This is a genomic window from Cyanobium sp. ULC082 (genome assembly GCF_977927535.1).
The window spans coordinates 621,771-634,137 of sequence record NZ_OZ376397.1; the positions used below are offsets into that span (position 1 = coordinate 621,771).

The 12,367-nt window shown below is 61.3% G+C and carries 11 protein-coding genes; 6 read left to right on the top strand and 5 right to left on the bottom strand.

Annotated elements, in window-relative coordinates:
• Window positions 1-56 precede the first annotated feature (56 nt).
• Together ACXMDY_RS03380 and ACXMDY_RS03385 are read left to right on the top strand one after the other, a co-directional pair.
• On the top strand, window positions 57-1,991 hold the full coding sequence (locus tag ACXMDY_RS03380; protein ID WP_457767369.1) for an alpha/beta hydrolase family protein: 1,935 nt from the start codon (window positions 57-59) through the stop codon (window positions 1,989-1,991).
• Window positions 1,988-3,376 carry a sodium/glutamate symporter gene (locus tag ACXMDY_RS03385; RefSeq protein WP_399244487.1) on the top strand — a complete coding sequence of 463 codons (1,389 nt, stop codon included), beginning with the start codon at window positions 1,988-1,990 and terminating at the stop codon, window positions 3,374-3,376. The genes ACXMDY_RS03380 and ACXMDY_RS03385 overlap by 4 nt, the downstream gene beginning before the upstream one ends.
• Window positions 3,377-3,381: 5 nt before the next feature.
• On the opposite strand, the gene ACXMDY_RS03390 is transcribed toward ACXMDY_RS03385, so the two are convergent.
• Together ACXMDY_RS03390 and ACXMDY_RS03395 are read right to left on the bottom strand one after the other, a co-directional pair.
• Window positions 3,382-5,475, bottom strand: coding sequence for a bifunctional aldolase/short-chain dehydrogenase (locus ACXMDY_RS03390; RefSeq protein WP_259703153.1), 2,094 nt, complete (start codon window positions 5,473-5,475; stop codon window positions 3,382-3,384).
• A gap of 28 nt (window positions 5,476-5,503) precedes the next feature.
• Entirely contained in the window at window positions 5,504-5,683 is a 180-nt protein-coding gene (locus tag ACXMDY_RS03395) for a hypothetical protein (protein WP_259703154.1), read from the bottom strand.
• A gap of 95 nt (window positions 5,684-5,778) precedes the next feature.
• Here ACXMDY_RS03395 and ACXMDY_RS03400 point away from each other — a divergent pair, with 95 nt between their 5' ends.
• The 3 genes from ACXMDY_RS03400 (at window position 5,779) to ACXMDY_RS03410 (ending at window position 8,549) form a co-directional block, all read left to right on the top strand.
• Window positions 5,779-6,636 (top strand): ABC transporter ATP-binding protein, encoded by an 858-nt coding sequence (locus tag ACXMDY_RS03400; RefSeq protein WP_259703155.1) that lies wholly within the window; start codon window positions 5,779-5,781, stop codon window positions 6,634-6,636.
• A gap of 57 nt (window positions 6,637-6,693) precedes the next feature.
• Window positions 6,694-7,356: a PCC domain-containing protein gene (locus ACXMDY_RS03405; protein WP_259703156.1), complete on the top strand. Its 663-nt coding sequence runs from the start codon at window positions 6,694-6,696 to the stop codon at window positions 7,354-7,356.
• 164 nt (window positions 7,357-7,520) lie between these two features.
• On the top strand, window positions 7,521-8,549 hold the full coding sequence (locus tag ACXMDY_RS03410) for a glycosyltransferase (protein WP_259703157.1): 1,029 nt from the start codon (window positions 7,521-7,523) through the stop codon (window positions 8,547-8,549).
• 20 nt (window positions 8,550-8,569) lie between these two features.
• Here ACXMDY_RS03410 and ACXMDY_RS03415 read toward each other — a convergent pair whose 3' ends face one another.
• Genes ACXMDY_RS03415 through ACXMDY_RS03425 form a run of 3 tightly spaced genes read right to left on the bottom strand, consistent with a single transcriptional unit; the run spans window position 8,570 to window position 10,795 of the window.
• Window positions 8,570-9,340, bottom strand: coding sequence for a class I SAM-dependent methyltransferase (locus ACXMDY_RS03415; RefSeq protein ID WP_457767370.1), 771 nt, complete (start codon window positions 9,338-9,340; stop codon window positions 8,570-8,572).
• Complete coding sequence (locus ACXMDY_RS03420; protein WP_259703159.1) at window positions 9,334-10,320, bottom strand: GNAT family N-acetyltransferase; 987 nt, start codon at window positions 10,318-10,320, stop codon at window positions 9,334-9,336. Before ACXMDY_RS03420 ends, ACXMDY_RS03415 begins: the two co-directional genes overlap by 7 nt.
• 46 nt (window positions 10,321-10,366) lie before the next feature.
• Window positions 10,367-10,795, bottom strand: coding sequence for a sugar 3,4-ketoisomerase (locus tag ACXMDY_RS03425; protein ID WP_259703160.1), 429 nt, complete (start codon window positions 10,793-10,795; stop codon window positions 10,367-10,369).
• A gap of 245 nt (window positions 10,796-11,040) precedes the next feature.
• On the opposite strand from ACXMDY_RS03425, the gene ACXMDY_RS03430 reads away from it, so the two are divergent.
• Entirely contained in the window at window positions 11,041-12,147 is a 1,107-nt protein-coding gene (locus ACXMDY_RS03430) for a DegT/DnrJ/EryC1/StrS family aminotransferase (protein ID WP_259703161.1), read from the top strand.
• The last annotated feature ends 220 nt before the right edge of the window (window positions 12,148-12,367 follow it).

The window sequence follows — 12,367 nt, forward strand, 5'->3', positions numbered from 1 at the left end:
CCGTCGGTGGCGGCAAGCCTTTGGGGAAGACACGTCTGGGAGATCCGCTGGCGGCGGTGGCTGCGGTCGGACGCCAGTCCACGGTGAAGGAGCCCCGCTGGCACCAGGGGCGACTGTTCTGGCTGGAGCAGAGACCCCAGCAGCAGGGCCGTACCACCCTGATCTGCCGCACCACCCCGGATGCAGCGGCGATCGAGCTCACCCCGCCGCCCTGGAACCTGCGCAGCCGCGTGCATGGCTTCGGCGGCGGTTCCTATGCCGTCGGGTTGTCAGGCCCAGGAATCACCGTGTTGGTGTTCAGCCATGACGGCGACCGTTGCCTCTGGTGTCTGGAGCTGCCGGCCACCGGACCCCTGGAGCCAGGGCCGGTGCGGCGCCTCTGCGAGCCCGCCGAGCGCGACTTCGCCGGCGGGCTGATCGACGCGCGACGGGGTCGCTGGATCGGGGTGATGGAGGCGGACGGCACCGACCGGCTGGTGGCTGTGCCCCTGGGCGGCGGCGAACCGCTGCCGCTGCATCCGCCCGTCGAGTTCTGTGGTTACGCCGCGCTCAGCCCGTCTGGCGACCAGCTGGCCTGGGTGGAGTGGCAGCAACCGTTCATGCCCTGGGAGCGCGCTCAGCTCAAGATTGGCCGCTTCAACGCCGAAGGGGTTCTGGAGGACGCTCGGCGCATCGCTGGAGCCCTTCCATCCACCGCCACCGACGCGGCGGCCCAGGCCTGCTCAGTGTTCCAGCCGCTCTGGCTGCCCAATGGTGACCTGGTGGTGGCCAACGACCGCAGCGGCTGGTGGAACCTCGAGCGGCTGGTCGGCACTGAGCAGCGTCGTGCTGCCACCGGTCCGCCGGGCACCCATCAGCCGCTCCGCTGGCAGGCGTTGCTGCCGATGCAGGCGGAGTTCGCCATGCCCCAGTGGGTTGAAGGGATGGCTACCACCGCCTGGGATGGGGAGCAACTGGTGGCGGCGGCCTGCGAGGCGGGCCACTGGAGTCTCGGTCGGATCGCCCTGCCGAGCGCCCCGGGCGCTGCCGGGGTCTGGCAACCGATCGAGCTGCCCTTCGATGATCTGGCCTGCCTTCAGGCGGAGAACGGCAGGCTGGTGGCGGTGGCCAGCGGCCCGACCATCGGATCCGGTCTGCTGGAGCTTGATCTGGCCAGTGGTGTTTGGTGCCATACGCCTGCGGCAGGCGGCCCTGGAGGGCCGTTGCCACCGGCGGCGATCAGCGTGCCGGAACCGTTCTGGTTCGCGGGCCATGGCGGGCTGCCCACCCACGCCTGGTACTACCCACCTCAGGGTGGAGCGCACCCAGCTGCCCCACTGCTGGTGAAGGGGCACAGTGGCCCCACTGCGATGGCGCGCACGGGCTTGAACCTGCTGAATCAGTTCTGGACCAGTCGCGGCTGGGGGGTGGTGGATGTGAATTACGGCGGCTCCACTGGCTTCGGCCGGGCTTACCGCGAGCGACTCGATGGCCAGTGGGGTGTGGTGGACGTTGCCGATTGCGCCGCTGCCGCCCAGGCGTTGGTGGCGGCCGGGCAGGCCGATGCCGGGCGGGTGGCGATCGAGGGGGGCAGCGCCGGTGGCTTCACGGTGCTGGCGGCGCTCTGCTTCACCGATGTGTTCCGGGCCGGAGCCTGCCGTTACGGCGTGGCCGACCTGGCTGCTCTGGTCAGCGGCACCCACCGCTTCGAGGCCCGCTATCTCGATGGCCTGGTGGGGCCCTGGCCCTCTGCCAGGCCCCTCTATGACCAGCGATCACCGCTTCACCACGCTGCTGCCATCACCTGCCCGGTGATCTTTTTTCAGGGACTCAAGGACACGGTGGTACCACCGGACCAGACCGAGTGGATGGCCAGGGCGCTGCTCGACAACGGGGTGACGGTGGAGGTGCACCTCTTTCCGGATGAGGGCCACGGCTTCCGCAGCGGGGCGGTGCAGCTGGAGGTGCTGGAGGCCACGGAAGCCTTCTTTCGTCGTCAATTCCAGCTGTGATCACGCTGCCGCAGGGCCTTGGCGCCGCGATCGGCTGGCTGGCGGCGGCCACCGGAATCCTGCTGCTGCTGCTGGCCATCGCCCTGGCGATCGGCGGCCGGCTGGGACTGAAGCGCTGGGGCATCCCGGAGGCCCTGCTGGCCGGAACGCTGGGCCTGCTGGTGGCGCCGTCAGGGGTACTGCCCCTGATCCCGGCAGAGGTGATGACCCTCTGGGACGGGCTGCCACTGCCGCTGCTCACCCTTGTGTTCGCCACCCTGCTGCTCGGCAAACCGCTGCCGAAGCTCTCGGGCCTCTGGCGGCCGTTGTCGGGTCAGGTTCTGCTGGCTCTCACCCTGGCCTTCGGCCAGTACCTGGTGGCAGGGCTGGCGGTGCTGTTCGTGCTTCAGCCCCTGCTGGGGGTGCATCCGCTGATGGCCTGCCTGATCGAGGTGGCCTTCGAGGGGGGGCATGGCTCCGCGGCGGCGATGGGACCGAGCTACGCCAGCCTCGGCTTCGCCAGTGGTGAAGCCCTCGGGCTGGCGATGGCCACGGTGGGTCTGCTGGCTGCCTCGGTGGTTGGTGGGATCGTTGTGGTGCTGGCCCGTCGCCAGCCGGGGCTACTGGGTCAGGGGTCGCCGGCAGCCAGCCAGGCGCCTGCTGCTGAAGCCGGCGGCGCGCCTGAGCCCTTGCTCCCGACGATCCAGCCGCTCGACCCCAGTGCCCCATCAACCGGCCCGGCGACCTGGGCGGTGAACCTGGCCCTGGCCGGCGCGGCGGTGCTGCTGGGTGCGGCTCTGCTGGAAGTCCTGCGCTGGATCGCCCCCCTGCTGGGCGGCGGCTTCATGGCTGTGGTGGAGGCACTGCCGGTGTTTCCGCTGGCGATCGCCGGCTCGCTGCTGGTGCGGCTGCTGCTGGAGAAAACGGGTCAGCAGGGCTTGGCCTCGGCAGCGGTGCAGGGCCAGGTGGGGGCGATTTCGGCGGATCTGCTGATCACAGCCGCCACCGCCTGCCTCGACCTCAGCCTGCTGCGCCACGACTGGATCTCCCTGAGCGTTCTGGCCCTGGCCGGGCTGGGCTGGAATCTGGCGGTGGTGCTGCTGCTGGCTCCCCGCTTTCTGCCGCCCGACTGGTTCGAGCGGGCGATCATCGAATTCGGTCAGGCCACCGGCGTGGCGGCCAGCGGACTGCTGCTGCTGCGCATGGCCGACCCCGACGACCGCAGCGACGCCCTGCCGGCCTTCTCGATCAAGCAGCTGCTGCTGCAGCCGTTCCTGGCCGGTGGCGTGATCACGGTGGTGGCACCCCTGGCGATCGATGGCTGGGGGCTGCCGGCCTGGACCCTTCTGTGTCTGGGGCTGGTGGTGCTGTGGATCGGGCTGGGGCTGCTGCTGGGGCGTCGCTAGTTCCCTCACCGCACCATCGCCGCCACATTCCCCCCATCCACCGTCAGCAGGGCGCCGGTGGTGCGCTCCAGCTTCGTCAGGGCCACGAAGGCGTCGGCCACATCTTCGGCCTGTACCTCCTGGCCCAGCAGGTTGCCGGCCATGTAGGCGGTTTCGCTGATGCCACGGGCTGCCGAGCGGGCCTGGATCATGGCCTCATCAAGCAGGCCGGAGCGGATGCGATCAGCATTGACCCCGTTGGAGCGGATTCCCTCGCCGCCACCCTCCAGGGCGTACTGACGCATCAGGGCCAGCAGGGCCGCCTTGGCGATGCCGTAGGCGCCGAAGCCGGGGCCTGGATTGAGAGCCTGCTTGCTCACGTTGAACAGCAGCTGGCCGCCAAAGCCCTGGGTACGGAACACAGCCACGGCAGCCTGGGCGACGCTCTGGTGGGCGAAGAGGTTGAGCTCGAAGCTGGCGCGCAGGCTGGCTTCGGGCAGATCGGCGATCGTGCCGGTCCAGGCGGCGCCGGCGTTGCTCACCACGATGTCGAGACCACCGAAGTGGCTCGCCACCGCCGCGATGGCCTCGCTCACCTGGGCCGGATCGGTGAGATCGCAGGCCAGCGCGATGGCCTGCCGCCCGCAGGTGGCCGCCACGCTGCCGGCGGCCTCGCCATCGCGATCCAGCACGGCCAGCTCGGCCCCCTGGGCGGCGAAGGCCCTGGCGGTGGCGGCGCCGATCGCCCCCGCTCCGCCGGTGACCAGCACCACCTGGCGGGCCAGGGGCTTCTCGCTGCCCTTGCCGAGCTTGGCCTGCTCCAGGCTCCAGTACTCCATGTCGAAGGTGTCGTCTTCCCCGACCGGTGCAAACGAGCCGAAGGCTTCTGCCGCCAGCAGGGTGCTGGCCCAGGCTTCGGCGATGTCGGCGGTGACGGCGGCGGAGGCGGCACTGGCTCCGAGTCCGATCAGACCGAGGCCGGGGATGGCGAGCACCCGCGGCAGGGGATCCAGCGGTTGCTTGTGGCCGCCCACCCGCCGGTTCTGACGCTCGAAATAGGCGCGATAGCCGTCGGCATAGGCCACCAGGGCCTGATCCACGGCCGCCGTCCAGGCGGGGAGCGCGCTGGGCTGATCGGCCCCTGGGGCTGGCGGCAGCACCAGCGGGAACGCCTTGGTGCGGATCACATGGTCAGGGGTGGCGACGCCACGGCGTGCCCAGTCGGCCAGGCGCCGGTCGTTGACCAGGGCCCGGGCGTGTTCGCCGCCGCGCCGATCGAGCAGCCAGCGGCAGGGGAGATCAGCGGCGCCGGCGGCCCGGCCGAGGGCCCCCCGCAGCACCGGCAGCACAGCCGCCGCAGCGGTGGGGCTCGGCAGGGCCATGGGATGGAACGAGGCTGGTCTGCGGCTCAGGGCCTGCTCGGCTAACCCGACCAGCTCGATCATCCGTCCGTAGCTCTCCCTGGCGGTGGCCCCGAACGAAAACAGACCGTGCTGGAGCAGTACCAGTCCTTCGAGCTCTCCTCCGCGACCGGCGGCCTCGGCGGCGGCGGTTTCATAGGCCTCGGCTGCCGCTTTGGCCAGGGCGAAGCCGGGCATCACGTAGGGCACCAGGGCGACCCGATCACCGAACAGCTCACGGCAGACCTCTGCGGCATCGGGTTGATCCGCCAGGGCCAGCAGGGCGATCGAATGGGTGTGATCAATGAACCGGTGGGGCAGAAAGGCGTGCAGCAGGGCCTCCACCGAGGGGTTGGGAGCCGCGGGGTCGATCAGGTTCTGGCGCTGGGCGGCCACCATGGCCTCATCGCTGAGGGTGTCCAATGCCCGCAGGGCGAGCAGCGGCTCGAGCCGCACGGCGGGGTGGCCGGGGGGCTCGATCGTGGCCAGGTCCCAGCCTGAGCCCTTGACGCACAGCACCGGGATCGCTTCCCCCAACAGACCCGTGACCATGGTTTTCACCGAGGTGTTGCCGCCTCCGTGCAGCACCAGCTCGGGATCAGCCCCCAGAAGGCGGGCCGAGTAGGTGCGCAGGGCCAGGTCCTCGCCCACGCCGTCGGCGCCGTAACGGGCGATCGCGGCGGCAGCATCGGCGTCCGACCAACGGTTGCGGATCGGCATCGGCAGGGGGGGGTTTCTGCCGGCGAGGCTACGGGGCAGGCGATGCGGCCCTCCCGGCTCGCCCTCGACGCCGCAGCTCCAGGCCGAAGGCCCTGCCCAGGGCCACGCCTCCTCGCCAGCGCCAGCGTTCACCCAGGCGCACCAGCTTGAAGCTCACAACACCGCACCACAGCACGGCGGAAAGGGCGTGGGCGACCTGGGGATCCATGCGTCCAACTCTTGCCTGTGATCGGGTCCTGGTCAGTCTCCACGAATCCCAGCCCCGGTCCCTGCCCTGGCCCCAGGCCTGGCCGCCTGGCCAGAATGGTTGCTCTGCAGATCGAAGCCCAGGTGATCCTGCCAACCGGGCTGTGCAGCCAGCCCCCGCTCGGGGCGGGCAGCTCGTACCTCGAGCTGAGGGATGTGGAGGCCTGGCTTGGGCCCCGCCCGGTGTTCTCCAACCTCAGCCTGCGGCTCCAGCTGGGCGAGCACACGGTGCTGCTCGGGCCCAACGGATCGGGCAAGAGTTCCCTGCTCAGGCTGCTGTGCCGTGAGCTCTACCCGGTGGTGAAGCCAGGCTCGCTGCTGAGGATCTTCGGCAGCGAAACGGTGAACCTCTGGCAGCTGCGCCGCCGCATCGGCCTTGTTTCCTCCGATCTCCAGTCCGGCTATGGAGTCGATGTGAACGCTGCCGATGTGGTGCTCTCCGGTTTCTTCGGATCGGTGGGGATCGGCCGCTGCCATCAGCCCAGCACCGCCATGCACGCCCGGGTGGCGGCATTGATGGCCCAGCTGGGACTCGCTGATCTTGCCCGGCGTCCCTACCGGCAGCTCTCCGATGGTCAGCGGCGACGCCTGGTGCTGGCCCGGGCCCTGGTGCACGACCCCGAACTGCTGGTTCTCGATGAACCCACCAATGGCCTGGATGTTCAGGCGAAACATCAGCTGCTGTCGATCCTGCGGGATCTGGCCCGCTCCGGCACCACCCTGCTCCTGGCCACCCACCAGATCGAGGCGATCGTGCCCGAGATCAGTCGAGCCGTTCTGATCCGCCAGGGGGAGGTGGTGGGCGACGGGCCCGCTGACACGCTGCTGCGGGATGGACCGCTCAGCGCCCTGTTCGACACTCCGCTGCAGGTGGTGATGGCGAATGGCTACCGCCAGGTGCTGCCGGCGGAATGAGTTGGCTCTGCGGTGAGGAGCATCCACGTACATTGACCACCGACTCCACGGCCAGCCATGCGACCTCTGCCGCTGAATCTTGGCCCCGGCAGCGACCTGCGCCTCAGCCTTGAGCAGCTGGCGATCGACCAGAACGCCTCGGGATTCGTGCTGGGTGTGGTGGGCAACCTTTCGCGAGCGGCCTTCCAGTGCCCCGGGGGTGGCGCCCCCACCGTTCTCTCGGGGGATCTGGAGATCATCACCCTGCAAGGCACGGTGTCCCCCCAGGGTGTTCATCTGCACCTGAGCCTCTCCGATGGCGACTGCCAGGTGTGGGGCGGCCACCTCGAGCCGGGCACCCTGGTTTTGAAGGGTGCGGAGCTGCTGGTCGGCTTTCTCCAGACGGCTCAGCCAGCGGCACCAACCCTGGCTTCGCCAGAGAGACCAGTCCAGTCATCGTCTGTTCAGCCCCGCCAGGCCCATCCCCACCGCCGTCATCCCCGGATCGAGGTTGCTGTTCTGAGTGGATGTCCCTGGTCGGCGAGGGCCCTGCGGATGCTGCGCACCCTTGGCATTCCCCATCAGGTGCAGTGGGTGAACGGCGAGGCCGAGCGTCTCGGAGTGGAACAGCGCAGCGGCAGCAACACCTTGCCGCAGATGTTCATCGATGGGCAACCGATCGGTGGTTACAATGAATTGGCTGAGCTGCAGGGCCGTGGCGATCTGGCCCTGCTGCGCTGAAGGGGCGGATAATCAATTTGCTTGATACGAAGAACCGACGGAATGAATCTCCGGCCCTTCCCGTTGCAGAGCAGGCTCTTCCATGGCACCAATGACATGGTGGTTGAAGATTATGAACTCGTTGCTTCATCTCGCGAGCAGGGAACTCCTCCTGAGGTGAATGAGTGATCGCAACTCCCCGTGTCTCAGTGATTGCACAGTGCTACAATCACGAACGGTTTGTGATAGAATGCCTGAATAGTATTAAGGCTCAGAAATATCATGATTATGAGTTGATTGTTGTTGATGATTGCTCGACAGACAAGTCCCCTGCTCTGATCAGAGACTGGATTGGACGCAATCAACCGCTTGATCCTCATTTTATCTCACTAGAGGAAAACGTGGGTGTCTGCAAAGCTCTGAACCGAGCCATGCGGGTCGCCAAGGGCGAATACATTACTCATGTCGCCACGGATGATATATGGTCTCATCACTTCTTGGATCGTTTGGTCGAACGATTTGATCGACTCTCCAATTCCTATGGAGCCATTTTTTCAGATGCTGTCTGTATTGACGAGTCTGGCAGCCTCTTGCATCCCTCATTCATTGAGTTGTATCATCAGAAAAGTGGTGCTGATCCACGCTTCATGTTTCTGAATTCAGATGAATTCACTAGATGCACTGGTGGAAACATCTTCGACATTCTTTGTTACTATAATTTCATTCCGGCAAGTGGGATCATGCTCCGGTCTTCTGTTCTCGAGATTGTTGGCTACTACGATGAGTCCCTTGCCTATGAAGACTGGGATATGTGGTTGCGAATTGCTGAACGGTTTCGCTTTGATTGGGTATCGGAACCGCTGCTTAGCTATCGAATCGTTGCCAATTCATTGCATCAAACATTGCACGTTAAGGATGGATCATTAAACTCCGATGCACAGGCTACAAACTGCAAAATGGCACTGCGCTTGGTGAGGTCAAAGAAAATGACCAACTCGGCTCGTAGAATGTGGATCCATACGCTCTGCAACAGTGCATCTGTATTGTACAAAATGAACGATGCACGTGCCCCAGCATTCCTGCGCCAATCGGCATTCCTGTCTTTCAGGCCTCGTCACTGTCTCCTTGCTCTTGCTGCAACATTTGGTTTCTCGTTTCGAAGGCTCAGCTTTCTGAGTAGATCTGCTTCTACGAAGTCCATGGCTGTTGAATGAAATAAGGCGTCCTTCGTTACCTAGATATGATCTGCAATCGTTATCTCTACCCAGAGTTCTGATGCCAGATCTGGGAATTGATCGCCAAGGTTTTCGTAAGCATAAAGATGCTCTATTGTGAGAATACCTGTTTCTAGGGCCAGATCCATTCGCGCATGATCAAATGGCTTCATAAAAATACCGCCATGATTTTTGATCTGGAATCCGGCACCCATCAGTTCGGCATGAAGTGATTTTTTGTCATAAACGATACGCTGTTGAAGCACTTTCCCACGGGCACTGAGTTCAGAGGGTGCATCCAATAATCCCATTTCCACTGCCGTGCGCCGATGTAGAGAGTGGGCATTGGAGACGTCAATCTGAACAGTGGTTGATGGTGTGCAGAGCGAATGGATGCCAGCAAGAAATGACTGTGGATCTGAAACTTCCTGTAAAACCCCACTGGCAATAATCAGGTCAAATGGATGATTAGCGTGGGTTTCTTTAAGAATATTCAGTGCCGACTCTAAAAAGTCTTGAATAACGACAACACAGCCATGCACATTCTCCAGAGCAAGTTTTTTGGCTGACTCTGCAAACATCGATGCCGGCTCCACGATATACCAAGAGGAAACTGGTGGATAATCTATGAATAAAGGCTCTAGACCGCAGCCAATTTCAAGAACGTGTTTGGCTTGATTGGCAGCACAACGTTTGAGTACTGAACGACGCCTGAAGGCAACCTGATGCCGTTCAAAGCCATAGTCAAGAGCATAGGCACTCGCATATGAGTTGATGTCTCGACTCACCATATGCCCAACCTCTTACTCCAAGTTGTTCTTTGACCGGGCCTGAATCCAAGCCTAGTCTTGAATGTAATCAGCCCCTCATTACGAACCCCGAGCCTGGTCGCAATCCCAAAGTCAAGGAGCCTGCAGGATCTGTGCTGAGCCTCGGCATAAATGGAACTGATCAGTAGTTGCTGAACAGACATCTTATCCCCTTCTGGGCTGTGTCCGGTGTAAGAGATCGACAGGATATCTGAGGAAATCTGTAACGTGACTGAGGCGCCGATCATCTCATCTTCAAGGAAGGCACCTGTCCAGATGATCGAACCTGGTATCAGGGTTATCATGTCGTTGAAGGCCTTCTCAGTCATGGTCATCGGCAGGCCTCGCCGTTGCTTGTAGTCGCTAAGAACCCTGTAAGCACTCTTGTGTTCCGCTGATAAAAGATCTCTGGTAGTAATGCCTTTGCGAATCGCCCGGCCAACTCCGTATTTCTTGTCAGGCTTCATTCTGTCCTGAAGAGCTTCTGCGTTTACTGGGGTGGAAAAGTTCAGATCAGTGCAAACCAAGATGTAGCCTCGGGACTTCAGAACACCTGTGGTCAAGGTCTCCTGCCAAGGAGAATAATCCTCAGGGGGTAAAATGATTGTCAGCGAACTGCCATCTTCAGCCAGAACAGATTCTTCTAGCTTTGCATAGCACTGATCCACAACGAAGGGGTTTATGGGCCTGAACCACTGAATTCCCCCAAAGGTACCGCGACCAGGGCTCTGCCACAAACCTTGTGACATCTCGATGGCGAATCCCATCCCCCAGATGCTGTTCGATTTATCATCACGGACCGTGATGAAAAGACCCCGGCGGCCTGCATTGATGCTGTGTAGATGAAAGAACCTTGGATCGTGAAATAAATAAGGCTTGGCGTGTTCCGCTGGCGGTGGTAGTGGGCCTACTTCGAGCCAGAAGGAGGTACTCTCTGCTTGGAGGCCAGATAGGTCAGTCATGGTGTTCACATATTGGCAGGCCCAAACAACCAGTTCTGCTCTGAAATCATTCTGCTCGGCTCATGACGTTGAAATCATCGAGATTTCGAACGTAACAAGGAGCGGCTTCCTGATAGGAGTGATCTGCAACCACCAAGTAACATGTTCCGTCTTGTAGTGCCTCAATTTCTGTCCAGGTGTGAGACGGAATGATCAAGTAAGTTGTTGGATCGGTGAGTGTATGACTGCCCTTATGATGTCTTGTCAGTGTACTTATTCTCAAGGAGCCTCGCAGGCAACAGATGGCCTCGTTTACGAGGGTGTTTGCGTGTCCACCGCGGCGCTTCCCTTTGGCCATGTCTACCACGGTGAAGATTCGCTCGATGCAAAATGGCAACAGCTCACTGGCTTCTAATACAGACAACATTCCCTCTCCACTGTCACCAAAAATGCCGGGAATCTTGATGAGATTGACTTCGTGCTTTGAACTCGGCATGAGTTGAGACTTGGTTGGATGAGTTATCTGAAGGCCCAAATGTTAAAGATAGAAATAGAAAGTTTTTTGATCTTGCCTGTGACAATCATTTCAGCGAAATTGATTAGATGCTTGTCTGATGTTGTAAAATCGCTTCGGATTTTACTATGGATTTGTTAGGAGGTCAAGAGTGTTTCTTTTCTGCCCTGCTCTCCAGGCTGTTTCGTGCTCATCTCTCTGCAACGTAGCCCTGTGTTCTGCTGATCATGCTGATCCCGTTTCTTGATTTCAGAGCCTTGCATCGGGAGATCCGTCCTGAATTGGATGAGGCTTATCACAGGGTTATGGAGAAGGGCTGGTTTGTGCTGGCTGAAGAGTTGGCCGCGTTTGAGGATTCGTTTGCTTCCTACTGTTCGGCTGGATATTGCATCGGTGTTGGCAGTGGCCTCGATGCCCTCAGACTTATTCTGGAGGCATGGGGAATTGGTTCTGGAGATGAAGTGATTGTTCCAGCCAATACCTTCATTGCCAGCTGGCTGGCTGTCTCCAGCCTGGGTGCTTCGCCAGTTCCTGTTGATGTTGACCCACAGACGTACAATCTCGACATCAGTAGACTGCGTGCTTCACTCACATCCAGGACACGGGCGATCATGCCGGTCCATCTTTATGGACAACCGGCTGATCTTCTTGGAATTAATTTGCTTGCCCACGAATTTGGACTCAAGGTAATAGAGGATGCCGCTCAGGCTCATGGTGCCCGGCAGGGTGGCAGGCCTGTGGGTTCCCTTGGTGATGCGGCTGCATTCAGTTTCTATCCCGGCAAGAACCTCGGCGCACTTGGCGATGCTGGAGCGATCATCACAAGCGACAGAGGGCTTGCTGATCAGATTCGCTGCCTTCGCAACTATGGATCTCACGTCAAGCACCATCACGATTTAGCTGGATGCAATTCCCGGCTGGACGAGCTTCAGGCTGCCTTCTTGCGTGTGAAGCTGGCGCGGCTTGAGGGCTGGAATTCTCGACGTCGAGAAATTGCTACTCGCTACGGGAGTGAGTTGGCCCAGACCTCCCTTGTTTTGCCTGGAGTTTTGCCTGGGGTCGAGCCTGTCTGGCATCTTTATGTCGTTCAGCATCCCGAACGGGATCGCCTCCGTACTGTTCTCGCCTCTTTGGGCGTAGAAACCCAGATCCATTATCCAATTCCGCCTTATCGGCAACCAGCCTTCGCTGAGCTTCGTTTGGCAGCCGAGGAGTTTCCTGTCAGCAACCAACTTGCAGCGATGGCACTTAGTCTGCCATTATCGCCGGCAATGTCCGAGGCGCAGGTTTCATTCGTGATCTCAGCCTGCACTCAAGCGTGCCAACAACTCTGACTTCTGTACCCTTGTATGGAGCCTGTATTGATTTTGCAATGAATGTTGTGAAGATTGATCTGCTTGTTCGCTGATCGGGGTGATTGCCATCCTCATCGCAATTGCCAATGTCCATTCCTACAGCTATGCTCTCGTGAGTTGAGACAAGTATGATTCAAATGTTGTGGATGGAAAGACGCGTTGGAATCGTTGGCCGAGTGCTTTTCAAGCTCAGGAGGCC